The sequence below is a fragment of the Ensifer sp. MJa1 genome, assembly GCF_037026475.1.
Lineage (GTDB): Bacteria > Pseudomonadota > Alphaproteobacteria > Rhizobiales > Rhizobiaceae > Ensifer.
On sequence record NZ_JAKUMO010000022.1, the window covers coordinates 1 to 16,898 of the forward strand.

14 protein-coding genes, 1 pseudogene and 1 riboswitch are annotated in these 16,898 nt (G+C 61.3%); of the genes and pseudogenes, 6 read left to right on the forward strand and 9 right to left on the reverse strand.

Annotation, left to right across the window (positions count from 1 at the left end):
- From MKZ91_RS24595 to MKZ91_RS24610, 4 genes are all read left to right on the forward strand, one after another.
- Positions 1–371 (forward strand): hypothetical protein (locus MKZ91_RS24595; RefSeq protein WP_336173652.1); only part of this gene is annotated, 371 nt, incomplete at its 5' end.
- A gap of 139 nt (positions 372–510) precedes the next feature.
- A complete protein-coding gene (locus MKZ91_RS24600; protein ID WP_336173653.1) occupies positions 511–1,755 on the forward strand; it encodes a site-specific integrase in 1,245 nt (414 codons plus the stop codon).
- On the forward strand, positions 1,752–2,705 hold the full coding sequence (locus tag MKZ91_RS24605) for a tyrosine-type recombinase/integrase (protein WP_336173654.1): 954 nt from the start codon (positions 1,752–1,754) through the stop codon (positions 2,703–2,705). Before MKZ91_RS24600 ends, MKZ91_RS24605 begins: the two co-directional genes overlap by 4 nt.
- Complete coding sequence (locus tag MKZ91_RS24610; RefSeq protein ID WP_336173655.1) at positions 2,698–3,705, forward strand: tyrosine-type recombinase/integrase; 1,008 nt, start codon at positions 2,698–2,700, stop codon at positions 3,703–3,705. The genes MKZ91_RS24605 and MKZ91_RS24610 overlap by 8 nt, the downstream gene beginning before the upstream one ends.
- Positions 3,706–4,324: 619 nt before the next feature.
- Here MKZ91_RS24610 and MKZ91_RS24615 read toward each other — a convergent pair.
- Positions 4,325–5,356 carry an IS110 family transposase gene (locus tag MKZ91_RS24615; RefSeq protein WP_336173745.1) on the reverse strand — a complete coding sequence of 344 codons (1,032 nt, stop codon included), beginning with the start codon at positions 5,354–5,356 and terminating at the stop codon, positions 4,325–4,327.
- A gap of 111 nt (positions 5,357–5,467) precedes the next feature.
- On the opposite strand from MKZ91_RS24615, the pseudogene MKZ91_RS24620 reads away from it, so the two are divergent.
- Positions 5,468–5,629 (forward strand): annotated as a pseudogene (locus MKZ91_RS24620) (transposase domain-containing protein); the annotation flags it as partial.
- Here MKZ91_RS24620 and MKZ91_RS24625 read toward each other — a convergent pair.
- The gene (locus tag MKZ91_RS24625) at positions 5,610–5,843 is read right to left on the reverse strand and encodes a DUF6429 family protein (protein WP_065782447.1); all 234 of its coding nucleotides are present in this window, start codon (positions 5,841–5,843) and stop codon (positions 5,610–5,612) included. The pseudogene MKZ91_RS24620 and the gene MKZ91_RS24625 sit on opposite strands and share 20 nt — an antisense overlap.
- Positions 5,844–5,979: 136 nt before the next feature.
- Positions 5,980–6,083: riboswitch (TPP riboswitch) on the forward strand.
- A gap of 252 nt (positions 6,084–6,335) precedes the next feature.
- Here MKZ91_RS24625 and thiD point away from each other — a divergent pair.
- Positions 6,336–7,166 (forward strand): bifunctional hydroxymethylpyrimidine kinase/phosphomethylpyrimidine kinase, encoded by an 831-nt coding sequence (thiD, locus tag MKZ91_RS24630; protein WP_336173656.1) that lies wholly within the window; start codon positions 6,336–6,338, stop codon positions 7,164–7,166.
- A gap of 153 nt (positions 7,167–7,319) precedes the next feature.
- On the opposite strand, the gene MKZ91_RS24635 is transcribed toward thiD, so the two are convergent.
- The 7 genes from MKZ91_RS24635 to MKZ91_RS24665 form a co-directional block, all read right to left on the reverse strand.
- On the reverse strand, positions 7,320–8,621 hold the full coding sequence (locus MKZ91_RS24635) for a glycosyltransferase family 4 protein (RefSeq protein WP_336173657.1): 1,302 nt from the start codon (positions 8,619–8,621) through the stop codon (positions 7,320–7,322).
- On the reverse strand, positions 8,618–10,837 hold the full coding sequence (locus MKZ91_RS24640; RefSeq protein WP_336173658.1) for a hypothetical protein: 2,220 nt from the start codon (positions 10,835–10,837) through the stop codon (positions 8,618–8,620). The genes MKZ91_RS24635 and MKZ91_RS24640 overlap by 4 nt, the downstream gene beginning before the upstream one ends.
- A gap of 9 nt (positions 10,838–10,846) precedes the next feature.
- Complete coding sequence (locus tag MKZ91_RS24645) at positions 10,847–11,578, reverse strand: hypothetical protein (protein WP_336173659.1); 732 nt, start codon at positions 11,576–11,578, stop codon at positions 10,847–10,849.
- A 10-nt stretch (positions 11,579–11,588) separates the two neighbouring features.
- On the reverse strand, positions 11,589–12,851 hold the full coding sequence (locus MKZ91_RS24650) for a glycosyltransferase family 4 protein (protein ID WP_336173660.1): 1,263 nt from the start codon (positions 12,849–12,851) through the stop codon (positions 11,589–11,591).
- A complete protein-coding gene (locus tag MKZ91_RS24655) occupies positions 12,848–13,693 on the reverse strand; it encodes a class I SAM-dependent methyltransferase (protein ID WP_336173661.1) in 846 nt (281 codons plus the stop codon). Before MKZ91_RS24655 ends, MKZ91_RS24650 begins: the two co-directional genes overlap by 4 nt.
- On the reverse strand, positions 13,690–15,942 hold the full coding sequence (locus tag MKZ91_RS24660; RefSeq protein ID WP_336173662.1) for a glycosyltransferase family 2 protein: 2,253 nt from the start codon (positions 15,940–15,942) through the stop codon (positions 13,690–13,692). The genes MKZ91_RS24655 and MKZ91_RS24660 overlap by 4 nt, the downstream gene beginning before the upstream one ends.
- A 64-nt stretch (positions 15,943–16,006) precedes the next feature.
- Complete coding sequence (locus MKZ91_RS24665; RefSeq protein ID WP_336173663.1) at positions 16,007–16,666, reverse strand: calcium-binding protein; 660 nt, start codon at positions 16,664–16,666, stop codon at positions 16,007–16,009.
- Between the last annotated feature and the right edge of the window lie 232 nt (positions 16,667–16,898).

The window sequence follows — 16,898 nt, forward strand, 5'->3', positions numbered from 1 at the left end:
CCGAGGTCAGCGCGGGCGCGTCGTGCTGTTTCATCGACTTTCTCCCAAGCGATTCCATTATCGCGTTGGGAGTTTGGCGGAGCAGCGGCTACCGTGACCAGCCTCTTCAGATCGGACAATGCCAAGAGATCGACCCGTGGCGCGCCCAGCGTCATCCCGGCGCAAACCACCGGATCAAGCATCCAGGTAGCCATCGAAACTACGAGACCCGACGAACCTTGCACCTTAAAAAATTGCCCCGTCGCTCGATGCTCTACCCGCCGCACACTGACCTTGCGGCCAAAATAGGGATGCCAACGGTAATGAACCTCCAACTCCTGACCGACATGGGCAGAATGAACGGGCAATGGCTCTTGGGCGCCGTTATGTGAACATGCGGATTATGGATAGTTTGCTGAGACAATTCCCCAAAAGCGGGACTACATCGAACTTATTTGGGCTGGAACTGCGGCCGTAACTTTACATAATCCTGATCTCCTCTCCGCGCTAATCACGCAGGAGAGTAAGATCATGAATGCGATTAAGTTGCAGCCTGGACCACGTCAGTGGCTTGAGAACAGTCCGCTTGCGCAGTTTTCCGATCGATACCTGGAACACCTTAGCCAGGCTCGCTATTCACCAAGCACCGGTCGTGTCTATTTATGCTGCATTGCCCATTTCGCCCACTGGATCTCAGCCGAACGGCTGACGTTGGCGTCCATAGATGAAGCCGCATGTTCGCGGTTTCTCCACCATCATCTTCCCGTCTGTGACTGCCCTTATCCAACTCGTCGTCTGCCGCACGAACTCAGGGCGGCAATCTCGCATTTACTTGCCATACTGCGTTCCGAAGGGGCCATTCCCGAAGCACCCAACGACAGTGAGTATTGCGAGGAATTGACGGCCTTCGTGACTTGTATGCGAGATGTCGGCGGATTAGCCGACAACACACGAACCGCGCGCAGTCGAATTCTTCGCCGTTTCTTTCAGGAACAGTTTCCAGACGGAGTGATATCCATCACCAGACTTGAGCCGGTGCGTGTGAGACGTTTCATCCTCGGCGAACCGCATGGCTGGTCGTCCGGCACCATTCGCACTGTTGGAGGTGCGATCGGTTGCTATCTCCGGTTTCGGCAGATGATGGGCGATGATGTTCAGCATCTACTTGAAGCAATCCCTCGCGTTGCCTGCTGGCGGCTAACCAGCTTGCCGCATGTCCTTTCTGACAAACAAATCAAGGTCCTGCTCGCTTCATTCGACAAGGACTTCCCATCCCGCCGGAGGGCTTACGCTATGGTCCGATGTCTGGTTGATCTTGGGCTTCGAACCAGTGAGGTGGCGCGATTGCAGCTTGAAGACGCCGATTGGCGGCAGGGTACGATCCGCATTTCCCGGTCAAAGGGGAGACGTTTCGACGTTCTTCCCCTGCCGCCCGAAACGGGTGATGCGATCGTTAAGTATCTGCAACACGAGCGTCCGCCAAGCGTGAACCGAGCGATATTCGTACGCCACGTTGCGCCTTACGATCTCCCAATCCAAAACGACAGCGTAAGGCAGGCGGTTTTTGCTGCATACAAACGTTGCGGGTGGCCAAAGACAGGCGTGCATATCCTCCGGCACAGCGCCGCCAGCCGTATGCTGAATGCCGGTGTTCCTATGAAGCAAATCGCCGATATCCTGCGCCATCGGAACATCGACACCTCCATGATCTACACGAAGGTCGACCTTCAGAGGCTCGCAGCGGTCGCTATGCCGTGGCCGGGGGGTGCGGCATGAGCCAGTTGACCATGCAGGCGCGGGTCGACGCATACCTTGCGGACCGGCGTCGCCTTGGGTTCTCACTCGATAGCGCCGCTAGCGCGCTTCGGTCGTTCGCCCACCTTGCCGATGTATCGGGCCATTGCGGCCCGATCACAACAACGCTGGTTGTCAGTTGGGTTAAAGGGGAGGCTCGGAACGCAGTGCCAGCCTCCTGGGCGCGTCGCTTCGAAGTATTGCGTCCCTTCGTCGAGCACGAGAGTCGTCTGGACCCAGCGAATGAGCTTCCCGAGCGCAGTATGTTCGGTAGAAGGCACCAACGCCGGACACCACATATTTATACTGACCAAGAGATTGTCGCGCTGCTGATGGCGGCACGGCGATTAAGTCCGCAGCACTCAATTCGACCGGCAACCTATGAGACTATGTTGGGGTTGATCGCAGCGACCGGATTGCGGATTTCCGAGGCGCGTAAGCTTCGATGCGGCGACGTCGATATTGTCGGCCGATGTCTGACCGTGCGTATGACAAAATTCACCAAATCAAGGCATGTACCATTTGATGCCAGCACCGCCGCTGCGCTCTCGCGTTACGTCGCAATCCGCGGCCGCTACGCGCCGTCCGACGCGGACGCATCTTTCTTCGTCGGCGCTTCGGGGCACGCTCCATCCAAGCGGCAAGTCCATTGGACGTTCCAGCAGTTGCGCCGCGACGCTAATATTGTTGCTCGTGGCGCCTATGACGAAGTTCGCATTCACGATCTGCGCCACACCTTCATTTGCCGACGAGTGCAGCGCTGGCAAGCCGAAGGCGCCGATATTGACAACGCCATTGCCGCGCTTGCGACTTATGTCGGCCATGCCAAGGTCTCCGATACCTATTGGTACCTCACCGGCATTCCCGACCTGATGGCCGTGGCCGGCAGTCGCTTCGAAGCATTCGCGATGGCGGAGTGCCGCCATGAGTAATCGATCAGTCCCTTCCTTTGCCGCGCTGGTTCAGCGTTTCTTTGTCGAGCATCTGGTGCAGCATCGCGCCGTCAGTCCACAGACCATCGCGGCTTACCGCGATACGTTCCGGTTGCTCCTGGCCTTTACAGAGACGTCGATCGGGAAGACGCCAAGTGCAGTCGCGCTCACCGACCTGAACGCGCAACTGCTGCTCGATTTCCTTGATCATCTGGAGAAGGTTCGTGGCAACAGCGTTCGGAGCCGGAATGCGCGGCTTGCCGCACTGCGAACATTCCTCAAATACGCAGGGCATCATGATCTTGAGGCTCTCGGGACCATAGAGCAGGCACTCGCCATTCCGATGAAGAGAACAGATCGTCCTCTCATCGGGTTCCTGACACGGTCGGAGGTCCAGGCCATCCTAAACGCTCCTGATGATACGACATGGGCCGGGCAGCGCGACCGAGTGCTGTTCAGTCTCATGTACAACACCGGCGCACGCGTCTCCGAGATCATCGGCATCCGTTGCTGCGATGTCGTTCTTGATGGCCAAGCCGCCGTGCATCTGCATGGCAAGGGGCGTAAGGAACGATGCGTTCCGTTATGGCGCCCGACGGCGGCTCTTGTTCGGCGATGGCAGCGATTAGCCGGGGCGAATGCGCTGGATGGCTTTCTGCTTCCCAATCGCGCAGGCGGCAAGATGACCCGCGCGAACGTCGCGCAACGGCTTGATCTCGCTGTCGATGCAGCAACTCGACATCTCCCCTCCCTCGCGGGCCGGTCCATATCACCTCATGTGATCAGGCACTCGACAGCAATGCATCTGCTTCAGTCCGGTGTCGATATCACCGTCATCGCGCTTTGGTTGGGGCATGAAGATACCGCGACCACGCACATGTATATCGAGGCCGATCTTTTCATGAAGGAGCAAGCACTCAGCAAGCTGCAGCCTCAGGAAGCCAAATTGGGGCGGTACCAGCCGCCCGACCAACTGATGCGCTTCCTCGAAGCTCTCTGATTATGCCAAGTTTGCTGAGGCGGAAATGGAGAATATCCCGAAACGGTCTCAGCAAACTATCCATAATCCGCATGTTCACATAACGGCGCCTATGGAAACATTTCCATAGGCGCCGAAACTGGACCTTCGCCGGCTCCCAGCGTGGGGCCGATCGTGCCGCCATCATGCTCTCCGTCATCACGACTTGCCGTTGTTTAATCGCCGGCTGGTCGTCAAGAGAATTCTTGCCATACCGCATCCTTGCGGGTTGCGGTATGGCAAGCCGGTTCATCAAACGATGGGCGCCAGCGATCGTGCCGGGCTGGTTGGGCGTGTCGGTAACGAAGCCGCTCGCGAGCGCGCCCTCAAGCGTGCTGTAGCGAGTGGGCGGCTTCGTGGTTCGCCGCCCTCGGCGGTCATATCTCCGGAGCGATCCAGTGCCGGGAGCAGCGTTGTCTGCGCGGTCGGCAAATGCCGCCGCATAATGGGTCTTCGCAGGTAGGACCTTCCTATGTCTCAAGCGCAGTCTCGATCGAGCTGCAACGGCAATTAACGGAATGGTCCGCCCCACGTCCGCAGCATGGACGCTCAACGCCTCAAGTCGGGTTGACGCGCTGAGGGAAGGAGGCTGATACTTCGCTTATGCGGTTGCGCCAGCCGATGCGTTGAACACTTCTTCTGTCTTGAGCATGCTGTGCATGATGACCGCGAGCTTGCGGGCGACCGCCACCGCGGCGCGCTTGAACCCCAACCGTTCACGCAGCTTCAGCCCCCACAACTTGAGACGGCACTCGGTCCTGACGCTGGTTCTCGTCAGCAGAACCGTTGCCGCTTCGTAAAGCAGTGCCCGCAAATGGTTGTCGCCCCTGCTCGAGATATGGCCGTCATAATCGACCTCGCCTGACTGATAACGTCGCGTCGTCAGTCCGAGCCAAGCGCCTACCGAGCGCGATGTTCTGAAGTGGCCCGGGTCTTCAATCGCCGCGACATAGGAGACGGCTGTGATGGCGCCGATACCCGGAATCGTCATCAGACGTTTCACAGCCTGGCTCTGCCGCGCCATCGCGAGCAACTGGCGGTCAAGCTCGGCGGCGCGTTTGCGTATGTCGCGCCAGGCATCGAGCAGGGGCAATATGATCCGTGCCAGGTCGTCATTGCCATCCAGCAGTGCCTTCACGTGGCCGTCGAACACGCGGCCTGTTCCCTTGGGGACGATGAGGCCGAACGTCTTCATCAGGCCGCGAATCTGGTTGCTGATCTGGATCGAAATGCTCAGGAGCTGATTGCGCGCCCCGACCAGCGTGCGCGTCAGCATGCTGTCGAACGCTTTTACCCGGACGGTCTTGTAGAAGCCGGCTTCCGCCAGTTGCGCCAACCCGTCCGCATCATTGGCATCGGTCTTGTTGAGCGTCTCGTTCAAAACCTTCTGCGCATGCCGGGCCTCGATGCAGATCGCCGGCATCTCCTCAGCCGTCAGGGCGTGATAGAACCACGTCGACAACGGCCCCGTCTCGAAGACGACGCGTCTGGCATGCGGCGCATGCTTGCGGATCATATCTGCCAGAAGCCTGGGGTCCGAAGGACACTTGCCGCGCCAGATGCGTTTGCCGTCTTGCCGGATTGAGATCGCGGTGTCTTTCAAGGAAATGTCGAGCCCGATATACTGGTTCATGGTTGCCTCCAACGAATGATGTTTGGGCCCGGTGCCAATCGGGAGCCCGTATTCCCATCTTATCGGGGGCAACCACCCCTACCAGTATCAACAGAGAAAATGGCCTGAGGAGATCGCGCCGCGATTATCCCATGTCTCAACGACGTCGACCCAAAGGCGTGGCTCGCCGATGTGTTTAGCCGCATCGCCGATCTTCCCGTCTCCCGCCTGCACGAACTGCTGCCGTGGCAATGGAAGACACACAAAGGGACGGCTATTGCGGCGGCCGCGTAAACAGCTCCCGGAACAATGCTTGCGAACGCGCCAAGCCTTCATCGGTCAGGATCAATGACTTCGACTTGTTGACTGGGTCGCCGATCAAGCCCTTCTTGTGAAGCCGATCCGTCGTTGCCCAGTCGAAGCCCTTCCAGGCACAGCGTTCGTTATGCAGCGTCAGCCATAGCAGCGCCAAAACCGCATCGTCGATCTTGTCCTCATCGATCTCCATGAACCGACGTTACCACGCGCGGCACCCAAAATCCTGCGGCCCTGCTCGGATGGATACTCCACTCAGCAAATCATCTTCTGAGCTATTTGTCACAGTGGTTCGGGTTTGACACCCCCCCCTACGCTGCCCTAGCATCCCTCCTGCCGAGGGGCGCACATTGACTGTGCTGAGATGGCGGTGAGCCAGACCCTTGAACCTGATCCGGATCATACCGGCGTAGGAACGGCAAGGGCCTCTCTGGCACTCCCGCGCCTCCGCCGTTCGTCTGGATCTCCGTGATTTTGGTTTCGGGAGATCACTGGTGCCAGTATGCAGTTTAGAATGTAGCGACGAAGAACTCTGGGGGGCGAGGCGACCGGCCCAGGGGCTCGATCTGTCGGATTCCTCCATACTGCATCGACGACCCACCTCAGTTTGTACGTGCTTGAGTTGGTCACTGGCCCGCGCGTTCGCCATCATCAGAGCTGCTTCTACATTTCAGTGGAGCCGGGCATGACTGCTATCGCCGTCACGATCGCGGGCTCGGATTCCGGTGGTGGTGCGGGTGTCCAGGCAGACCTGAAGACGTTTTCGGCACTCGGCGTCTACGGTGCCAGCGTGATCACGGCGATCACGGCGCAAAACACCCGCGGCGTTACCGCCGTCGAAGATGTTTCCCCAGCTGTCGTTTCCGCGCAGATCGATGCGGTGTTTTCAGACCTCGCCGTTCGTGCGGTGAAGATCGGCATGGTCTCGCGGCAGGAGACAATTGCGGCAATCGCCGGTGGCCTGAAACGCTACCGTCAGGCGGCGGTCATCGATCCGGTCATGGTTGCGACTTCGGGCGATATACTGATGCGTTCGGATGCGATTGCGGCACTCAAGGAGCAGTTGCTGCCAACGGCGCTGGTGTTGACGCCGAACCTGCCGGAGGCGGCGTTGTTGACGGGACGTTCCGTTGCCGAAGATGAGGTTGAGGTTTCGCGTCAGGCGGAGCTTCTTTTGAAGCTCGGCGCAGGCGCAGTTTTGATGAAGGGTGGGCACGGCAAGGGCCAGGAGGCCGTGGACATTCTCTTCGACGGCGAAAAGGTCCTTCGTTTGTCGCGGCCGCGGGTCGAGACCAGGAATGACCATGGGACCGGGTGCACGCTTTCGGCGGCAATCGCCGCTGGCCTGGCCCGCGGGCAGACGCTTTCGGACGCGGTCGTCGCTGCCAAGGCCTATCTGCACGAGGCGCTTGTCGCTGCTAATGGCTTGCGAGTCGGGCAGGGGCGCGGGCCGGTCCACCACTTCCATCAATGGTGGAGGCCCGATGATGGCAGGGCGATCCAGGCAACAGATTAGGACAGCAAGCAGCCCGGATGCGCGCGGTTCAGGCTTCCGAGTTTCAATGAACTCCAGGTTGCATTGAAAAAAGGAGCAGCCACCGCCATGGTCGAACGGCGCCGGCGGGTTTCAGCCGGGGACGCCGCCATCACACCGCGCCCGGCGGAACCTTCAGGCTACGGCGGCGCTGCGTGTCTCTTCCGGCGCTCCATTGAGCAGCTTGCGGTAGAGCGCCACATGTTCGCGCGCGCTCTCGGTATGGCTCATCGGCCGCCGGAGCGTGGCGCGCAGATTGTCCCAAGACCGCGGCGTGCTCAGGACGTCGATCAGACGGTCGGCGAGATCCTGGGCGCTGCCGGCGCGGAAATGATAGCCGTCCAGGCGGTCCCGCACCTTCTCGGCCATGCCGCCGATATCGGAGCAGAGGATCGGTCGGCCGTGGTGCAGCGCCTCCTGAATGACGATGGGCGAGTTCTCCCACCAGACGGACGGCATCACCACCCAGTCGGCCGAGCGCATCAGCCGTGGCATGTCCTGGTTCTGATAGGAGCCGTAGAAGCGGACGCGGCGGCCGGCGTCCTCGATCAGTTTGGCGACCTGTTCCTGATAGTCCTTCGGTTGGCGTTCAAGGTTGCCGCCGAAGATCATCAGCGAGGAATCGTCGCCCCAGATCTCGTCGGGCACCCGCGAGACCGCGTCGATCAGCACGTGAACACCCTTGAACGGCGTCATCTGGCCGAAATAGGCAAAGCGGTTGCGTCTGGCCGTCGGCGCAGGCAGGTCACGCGCTGGCGCCTTGTCGCCAAGCACGATGCCATTTTCGATGACGAAGATCTTTTCTGCCTCGATCCCCCAATCGACATAGCGGTTGGCAAGAAAGGCGCTCGGGGCTATGAAGGCGTCGGCCAGGTTGAGCATGCCGCGCACGAACTGTTCGCGCCGCACGAAGCGCGAAACCGGGATATCCGGGAAACAGCCGTGGCAACTGATCGGCGAAGCGCCGTTGCAAAGCTGGCCCGACGGTCGCTTCACCATCTGCCCGTGGTTGTGGCAGATCGACAGATATTCGTGGAAAGTGACAACGATACGCGCCTTCGGCAGCATGTCACGAACCGCATAAAGCGCTTCGAGCCCGAAGCCGATGATGTGGTGGAAATGGACGATATCGGGTCTGATGTCGCCGACGAAACGTAAGAGATCCTGGCGAATGGCGTCGGTGTCACCGTTGGACAGGAAGAAGTGGTCGTAATCCTCGGCGTGATAAAGCACCTCGTCCGTGGCGAGCCTCAGGCTCATCAGCGCCGAAGCACCATGCCGTGGCACGGGGTTACCAACGCGGGCGAGATAGACCGATTCGATGCCGGGCAGGCCGTTTAAGGCCTTGTGCTGGCTATGCGAGGCAATCTCAGCGCCACCGAGAGAGTGGGTCGGATGACCGTGCGAAATAACGAGAACGCGGAGCTTCTCACTCATGCGGAAATCTCCCTTGCTGTGGCGATTTCCGGCTCTGCCGCGGACATCCAGCGCGCGCGGAAAATCGTTTGGTCGGCGCGTTCCACATAGCGCGCCGATGCCGCCGAACCGGCGGCGCCGGCCTCATCCGATCCGAGCATCTGCAAAGAGGGCAGCCAGTAGGATTCGTATCCCTTGCCGCTCAGTCGCAGCGCCAGGTCGAGACCTTTCAGCGACGCGCCGAGATAGGCGGGTGCTGTTCCCGTGTCCTCGACCAGGGCGCTTCGTGGCAGGATGCAGCATTCGAGCGATGCCGTTGCAACCCGCGTCAGCTTGAGGCGGTTCACGGCACCAATCGGATAACCGGCGTAGCGGCTTGATTGCAGGTGATCCGGGCGGTCGAGCGAAGGGCTTCCGGCCCAGCGGATCGAATGGTCCTCATAGGCAAGGGTCGGCGAAATGATGCTTCCCCTGTTTGCATCGTAAGTGGCGATCAGCGTCTGGTACCAGCCGGGATTGGCTGGCGTCAGCGAGGCAGACAAGAGGACAACGGTCTCGTTGTCGATCGTGCGCGCACCCGCCTGGGCCAGGTCGCAGGCGTCGCCGGCGCCTTCGACCGATACCAGCCGCAACGGCAGCCGATAGAATTCGGCGATCTGCCGGATACGCGCTGCCTGTCTGCGGAAGCGCTCCGATTGCAGTACAAGGACAATCGGCGCCCGCCGTGTATGCGGGTCGAGGGCAAGCAGGCCCAAAGAAGCGGCGAAATCCTCGTCGGCCTCACCGGTTGCGATGATGATCGCCGGGCCCTGTGCCTGGTCGAAGGCTCCGATATCGAGCACGGTTTCGACGGCCGGCGGACGGGTGCGCGCAGCGCTCAGGAACGGAACGATCTGGCGGTCGATGATGTCGGGCAGAGACCAGCTCGTCGGATCGATCGAGTTCAGCAGGCGAAGGGCTGCGTGACGGGCGGTTACCCTGGCCGGAAACAGCGGCATGTAGGCGCGACGCGTGTCGCGAAGGGTAAGCTCGAGATAGACGGGGCTTGCGTGATCGCCGGCCAGCTCGCCGACAAAGCCGATGAACCCGTGGGAACGGCGATGTCCCTCAAAAGCATTCTTGAAGTCCGACCGGTCCGCAAACGCCTCCTCGACATCGGGGCGTTCTGTCCTGATCCAGGAGCCGTCGAGCCGCTCTTCCGCGCGCTGGCGGCGCAGGCGAACGCTTTGCACATGGTCGTCCGGGTCAAGCAGCCAGCCGGAAATCAGGAAGGCGCCGTCATCGCCTTGAAAGAGGCTGTCGACACCAAGCCGCACGGGTACTGGCAGGCCCGAAATCGTCTCCGTGCCGTCAAAGCCGTTGGCTGCCTCGCGCAGGCGCAGGAGCACCTGGGGCGAGCTTTGGCTTTGCAGCAGCATCGAGCGGATATGGCCGGGCGTCTCCAGCGGGCCGGCCACGAGCTTGCGCTCATGGACCGCGAGGTAACGCCAGGCGCCTTTTCCCCGGTAGAAAATACCCTGGATGTCGCGGGCCCGTGGTAGATCCTCCGCCGACAGAAGGCCGACAAAGCCGACGGCGCCGTCAGGCGCATCGGTCCTTGGGAAAACCGCAATGCTGGTTTCGGCAAGGCAAGAGCCATCCGCCCTGATGATCGCCCGCGAAGCACCGCCTGGCATGTCATGGGCCCAGCCCTTGAGCGCGATGGCGTCGTCGTGGCCCTCGCCCAGAAGCTCGATATATCCGTCGCTCGTCGTTCCGGCTTTCAGCAGGGTGGCGATCGCCGTGAGCTTTTGTTCTCCAAGCGGCGGCTTCATCATGAGATCCACCAGGCGGCCGAGCACGTGCACGGCCTGGGGGCCTGCAAATTCCTTCAGCATGCCTGCCACATCTTGGGCAGAGGCCGCGCGCGGCGCGACAATGTAGCGTTTACCGGCGCCATCTTTGCCGAAGCGCACCGTTGCCGGCATGCGCTCGGTGCCGTCGAATGGCAGAAGGGCGGCGAAACCATGCGTGCCGGAGCCTTGGGACGTCGCCAGTCGCCACCCGATGACAGATGCAATTGCTTGGGTCGACGAATCCTCATCGATCTCGACCGGCACCTGGTCGGCCATGGCGGCGCCAGCCCCGATTACCAGCAGCAATGTCTCATCGATCGGACATGCGACGATGCGTCCGCCTCGGGTGATCCTGGCAAACGGTGCGGGGGCGACGGCTGTTGCCTGCTCCGAATTGGGCATATGTCCGCCTCAGGTCCGGATGATGAGCGAAAGGATGGCGCCTGCGGCAAAGCCCGCAAGCACGAAGAGCAAGAGCAGCGTCGGCTTCAGATCGCCATTGGACCGCTGCCTGAGCGCAGTCAGGCTCTTCTCCATTCCAGCCACGACGCCATCGAGGCGCATGAGATGAACGTCAAGATCGGTCAGCCGTTGGGTGATCTCCGTGCGCAGATTGGCGACGTCGTCCTGGATTGCCGAGAGTTCGACATTCTCGCCTTCCTCGCCTTCTCCAAGTCTTGGCCGCAGGGCCGAGCGCTGCGAGACCTGCAGCTGGCGCTGAGCGGCCATCAGCACGTCGAGCTTGTCGAGGACCTTCGTCAATGGCGCCGCGATCAAGGCTTCGGCCGCCTGTTCGTCGGGCTTGGGAACGCGCAGCGGCAGATCGCCGCCCTGTCCGGTCGACGCGAGCACGACAAGTTCGCCAGCGCGTGCGTTTGCCAACTCTGGCAGCGAAATCTCGAAGGCGTGGTTACCGTCGCCGATCCCGTTGCGCTTGAGGTCCGGCCGATTGCGGTCGGCCATCGCTTCGGCGATGATCTTGCCGTCGAGCAGCACGCGGATGGCGAGCCGCTTCTCGGGGGTTGCCGGATCGAAAGCCCAGCCGAAGACGCGGCCCTGGTCGATCGCGTCGACGCGGCCCTTCAGGGGTTTGGCGTTGCCTTGTTCCGGTGCGACGGTTGGTTTATCGGCTGCAGTCGTCATTGTCTTCCCTCTAGGCCGCGGCGGTTTGTGTCGGCTCTATCGCGTTGATCAGCGCGAGATAGCGGCGGGCAGTGGTGTCGATATCGTCTGGCTTGCGGGCATTGGCCGAAAGGCGCCGCCTCAGATCCGGGTTTTCCGCCATGCGGCGCATGGCAGCGGCAAGGGCCCGCGAATCGTTGGGCGGAACCGTCAGGCCATTTGTCCCATCCTGGACCATCTCGGCCATGCCACCGATGTTGCTGGCAATGACCGGCTTTTTCTGAATCTGAGCCTCGCCGATGACGAGGGGGGCGTTTTCCCACCAGATCGAGGGCACGATCGTGCAGTCGACCATGGAGACGAGTTCGGCAATATCTTCGCGCCGGTAAGCGCCGCGCTGCTGGACGGCAGATGCCGTTTTCTTGAACAGGCGCGTGATCTCGTCCTTGAAACCCTCGCTCTGGAACGGCGCGCCGCCATGGACGCGAAGCTCGAAGCGCAGGCCCTCGTCGATCAATTGCCGCGCCGCTTCCAAAAGCACCGTGGTGCCCTTCCAGGGGTTGAGGTTGCCGAAGTAGCCGAAAACCGGGCGATCGTTCTCCTGGCGGTCCTTGCGCGCCGGCGCGTCACGCGGCGGCAACCCGTTGGCAATCACGCTGATGCGCTCGCCGTCGAGTCCCCAGTCGATGAAGCGCTGACGCAGGAACTGGCTTGGCGCGATGAACCGGTCGACCGTGCGAAGCAGTGCCTTCAGATGCTGCTCGCGCAGCACGAAACGGTCGAGTGGGATGTCCTTGAAGCAGGCATGGCAGCGGTCCGGAGCCGACTTGTGGCAGAGTTCCTTGCCGCTGGTGCGGACCATCAGGCCGTCGTGGTGGCAGAGCGGATAGTAGTCGTGCAACGTCATCACGATCCGACAGTCGGGCAGGGTGCGCCGCACGATGTGCGGGAATTCGGCGCCGAGCAGCAGGAGGTGGTGCAGATGCACCACATCGGGGCGGAAGTCGCGCAACAGTTCGGTGAGGTCAGGCACGACGCCGTAGAGGTCGATCTGGCTCATGAAGAATCGGTCGAAATGGCCGGACCACAACAGAACTTCGTCGCCCGCCGACCCGATCGCCTGGAAACTCGTGCCCGGGCGGATCTCGCGGTGGATCTGATTGGTGGCGCCAAGAAAAAGCGCCTCGTGCCCGGCTCGCTGATAGGCGCGGAAGAGATCGTGCGCAAAGATCTCGGTTCCGCCAGGGTGAAGGGCCGGATGATTGTGGGCTGCAACCAGAATGCGTTTTGTCATCCGCTCATACCCCGGCGCTCGGCGACAAAGACATCCTGGTAATGGCCGGCATCCTGTCCGCGCCAGTGGCCAAGCGATTTCAAGGCTATCCGGAAACCTGCCCGTTCGAGAGCCCGGTCGAGGAAACCGTCGTCGAAACCGACTGCTGCAAGCGGGGGCAGGGTCGGCACGAACCAGCAGGGACCGTCGCCGCTGCGGTTGAAGGCAAGGCGCGGATCACGCCTGCCGTTCTCGTTTGCCGCGGCCACCCGGTCGACGACAAAGGCGGTCATGAACAGGCGTCCGCCCGGTTTCAGCATTCTGCCGATCTCGCTCAGATAGACGAGCACCTCGTCAGGCGGCAGATGCGTGACGATCGAAGTCATGATCGCAAAATCGAACTGCCGGTCCGGATAGGGCAGTTTCAGTGCCTTGCCGTTGATCTTGCCTGAGGGATTATAGAGTTCGTGCGAGATGTCGACATGCTGAAACGTGAAATTCGGATAGACCGGTGCGACGAACTGCCGGCACCAGGAAATGCCGCCGTCGACCGGATCGATGCCGACATAACGTCCTTTGTCGGCGTCGAGATACTGGGTGAGCGGAACCGCCATACGCCCGATGCCGCAGCCGATGTCAAGGACGCTGCTTTCCGGCTTCAGGCCGCCCAGACGGATGAAGTGGCCGAGGAACTCGGTGCCGACCGCCCGGTAGTTGCCGTCTCCGACGAAGACGTTGTTGCTATCCGGCTGAGGCAGGAAACGATTGTCAAGGAGCGTTTGAAGCATGCCTTCAAGACGGTCTTCGTTTGGCTGCCAGTCCGATTGCAGGCTGTCTGCGTGGCGAAGTGCGGGTTGGTTCATGCGGCGCTCCTGGCGGCAATATTCGGGTTCAACGGCACTGCCGCCTGGTCGGCGCCGAGATAGTTCGGCATCAGCGTGCTGATGTCGTCATTCCATCGTTCGGTGTGCTGCCAGGCATTGTATTGGCTTGCGACACCGCGGGTGTAATCCTGGCTGCGGCTGATCGAGCGGCGCTCGAGGTGGTAGAGACAGGCCGCCGGCTCGTAATAGATCTCGAAGCCGGCCTGGCGGATTTTCAGGCAGAGGTCGCTGTCCTCGTAGTCACCGATCACGAAGTCCTCGGCATACCCCCCGACCAGGTCCCAGACCTCGCGGCGCATGACCTGGCAGGCGCCGGTAACGGCCGGAACGATGCGGCCCGCCTGTGCCGGCGGATAGGCGCCGGGCATGCCCTTGTAGAAATGGTGGTTCAACCAGACACCCTGTTTGTTGCGGGCAAAATAGAGGCCGGCGTGCTGCAGCGACCCATCCTCGAAAAGCAGCTTCGGGCCAATGGCGCCAAGCGACTTATCGCGAAGGACGGGCAGCACCAGGGTTTCGAGCCAGCCCGGCTCGCGCGGCACCACATCGGAATTGAGCATGACGACGACCGAACCGCGGGCATGACGCGCGCCGGCATTGCACGCACGCGCATAACCGCCGTTCCGGTTCATCACCACCAGCTTCATCGACAGCCCGTGCAACAGGTGCAGGCCGCCGAGCAGATGGTCGGTCTCGTCGTGGATCTCGGGAGAATCGAGCACGTAGATGATCTCGGCGTTGGCGGCGACCCAGGGGTCGGTTGCAAGGCCGGAAAGCTGGAACCGTAGGAAGTCGAGAACGCGGTAAAGGGGCACGACGATCGAGACGAGCGGCGTCTCGAGCATCGGACCGAAGTCCTTCGTCTGCTCGACGCGGATGGACTTGCCCAGTCGCTGTTCGACGTCCCGAAGCGCTGGCGCAAGGATCGTGCGGAAGGCCGCATCATTCGCATGCTGCGGCGGAACGGCGCGCAGGATCCGGTTGCGCTGCGCCGCCGGCTCGAACGGTTGGGGCTTCGGTACCAGCGGCTTGATCGCACCGGAGACAAGGCGCATCTGGAAGCGTGGCTGAAGCAGGGCCCCGAGCGGCTCGCGCATCGGCAACCAGGCGACGAAACCCGTGACATCGGTCTTGGAGCCTTCTTCGGCCCCGCGTGCCCAGCCGGGAAACTCGTACCAGTTACCGTCGAGTGGAAGCGCTGTACCGTCTTCCTGAAGAAAGTCGATGCCCGCAAGGGTCCCGGTCGTGTCCCGCGTCCAGCCGCCGACAAGCAGGCCGTCCGGCAGGGCAAGGGCCAGGTCGATTTCTGCACTCGGATGCAGCGGTGATTTGCTGCCCTGGCGCGCTGGCAAGGCTGAACGAAGCTGAAGATCGATGGCGAGTGCCGTGCCGCTTTCCGGCAACTCGGAGAGGGATCGCACGATGAATTCGCGCAGTCCGGGCGCAGCACCGTTCTCGGGCCACCATTCCTGCAGGCTCGGTGGTCGCGAGGTGCTGCGCGCCAGTTCGCGGATGGCGATCCCGCGCTTGCCCATGATCAGCAGTGAGAGCGCCTGCGGCGCGCGTGGCGTCTCGATGATAAAATGGAAGCGGCGCAGTCCACGCTCCTGTTTGCCGGTGACGGCGAACTGTTGCGGCATTGGCAGAACCGCGTCGGCGCTCAGCGCATAGATTGCGTTGACCTCGCCGAATTCGGCGCTGACCGTCGTTTCGGCCAGATATCGCCCGCGTGCCAGCCGGCAGGCAACGTTCGCCGGGCGATGGCGAAGGTTCAAGGCGTGAATGGCATCGTCGACGAGGCCGGTAAAAAACTCGTCCCTGGAAAGCTTGAAGGCGCTTCTCCAGACGGTCAGCAGGTTGTTGAGAAACTTGAGGCGCCCCTCCGGATGGAGATCGGGAAACTGCGTCGCCATGTCGAGAAAGGGCAGCTTGCCGGCCGGGTCGAGAACAACAGTCTGAAAGACCTCGTGGTCGATGGAGATTTCCGCAAGCTCACGTTCCTTGCCCGGGCGAAACGCCCAGAAAACGCGGTGTCCGCCGTCGGCTCGCGCGAGCGTCATGCTGACGAGGGGAAGAAGGGATCGAGAGGCGGTAAGGGCGTACTTGGTCGTCGCCGGCAGGTCGGCCGGTGCGTCCCAGATCATGACAGCAACGTCGAAGCCGAGCCTGAACGCCACTGCAGTTGAAAAGTCTTGGCCGAGGCTCCTGATACGGTCGTCTGCCGTCACGCGCTACTCCTCAGGAAGAAGGTAGGGCGCCCCACGGGAGGAAGTGGGGCGCGCCGGTTCAATCTCAATGGATCGTGAAGTATTGGTTCGGATTGGCCTGGATGTCGTCGGCGTCCGCATTGACGAGTGTCAGCGTGTCGCCATGGCCAAAGTCGATCACGACATTGCCGCCAACCTGGGTGACGCGCGATGCCAGATCTTCCGGAGACGAGATATCGAGGCCGTTGATGTCCTTCGAAATCTGCAGCAGGTCTTCACCGGGCGTGAAGTCGAGGATGACGTCATTGCCGCCACCGCCGTCGAAGACGAAGACATCGTTGCCGGTACCACCGGTCATGACATCGTCACCGGCACCGCCGTTGATGACGTCGTTACCGGCGCCGCCGAGCAGAATGTCACTGCCCTTGCCGCCCATCAGCAGGTCGCTGCCGTCGCCGCCAATGAGGATATCGTTCCCCTTGTCGCCGTACAGCAGGTCATCGCCATGGCCGCCAAGCAGGACGTCGTCCCCGTTGTCGCCATGGATGACATCGCTGCCCCAGCCGCCAAACAGGGTATCGCTCCCGTTGCCGCCGAACAGCATGTCGTCACCTTCGTCGCCGAAGATCGTATCGTTGCCATTGCCTCCGGTCACGAAGTCATCGCCGCCATGGGCATGGATGAGATCGCCGAACCTGGAGCCAAAAAGGGCGTCATCATACGCGCCGCCTTCCAACGTGGCCATATGCTACTCCTCTTAGTTGTTGCTTACGCCCATCCACGACACGCAGCCGTAGGTGAACGCCGGGACAGTGCACTGCAATAAATCATATGGCAACAGCAAAAATAAATAAAATTCGGCTGTACTGTGCTATTGTCTGCTACCTCAGATGTATATCCTGTGTCATTTTGATGATTACCCCGAAATATATGGGGTAAATAAGGCGCGTATTACTTGAAAAACAATTCAAATTTAG

Excerpts from the sequence above, each read along its gene's own strand:
- MKZ91_RS24625 (WP_065782447.1), bottom strand. The coding sequence starts at position 5,843 with ATGGAGATCGATGAGGACAAGATCGACGATGCGGTTTTGGCGCTGCTA.
- MKZ91_RS24615 (WP_336173745.1), bottom strand. The coding sequence starts at position 5,356 with ATGAACCAGTATATCGGGCTCGACATTTCCTTGAAAGACACCGCGATC.
- MKZ91_RS24665 (WP_336173663.1), bottom strand. The coding sequence starts at position 16,666 with ATGGCCACGTTGGAAGGCGGCGCGTATGATGACGCCCTTTTTGGCTCC.
- MKZ91_RS24635 (WP_336173657.1), bottom strand. The coding sequence starts at position 8,621 with ATGAGTGAGAAGCTCCGCGTTCTCGTTATTTCGCACGGTCATCCGACC.
- MKZ91_RS24640 (WP_336173658.1), bottom strand. The coding sequence starts at position 10,837 with ATGCCCAATTCGGAGCAGGCAACAGCCGTCGCCCCCGCACCGTTTGCC.
- MKZ91_RS24600 (WP_336173653.1), top strand. The coding sequence starts at position 511 with ATGAATGCGATTAAGTTGCAGCCTGGACCACGTCAGTGGCTTGAGAAC.
- MKZ91_RS24655 (WP_336173661.1), bottom strand. The coding sequence starts at position 13,693 with ATGAACCAACCCGCACTTCGCCACGCAGACAGCCTGCAATCGGACTGG.
- MKZ91_RS24610 (WP_336173655.1), top strand. The coding sequence starts at position 2,698 with ATGAGTAATCGATCAGTCCCTTCCTTTGCCGCGCTGGTTCAGCGTTTC.
- MKZ91_RS24605 (WP_336173654.1), top strand. The coding sequence starts at position 1,752 with ATGAGCCAGTTGACCATGCAGGCGCGGGTCGACGCATACCTTGCGGAC.
- MKZ91_RS24645 (WP_336173659.1), bottom strand. The coding sequence starts at position 11,578 with ATGACGACTGCAGCCGATAAACCAACCGTCGCACCGGAACAAGGCAAC.
- thiD (WP_336173656.1), top strand. The coding sequence starts at position 6,336 with ATGACTGCTATCGCCGTCACGATCGCGGGCTCGGATTCCGGTGGTGGT.
- MKZ91_RS24650 (WP_336173660.1), bottom strand. The coding sequence starts at position 12,851 with ATGACAAAACGCATTCTGGTTGCAGCCCACAATCATCCGGCCCTTCAC.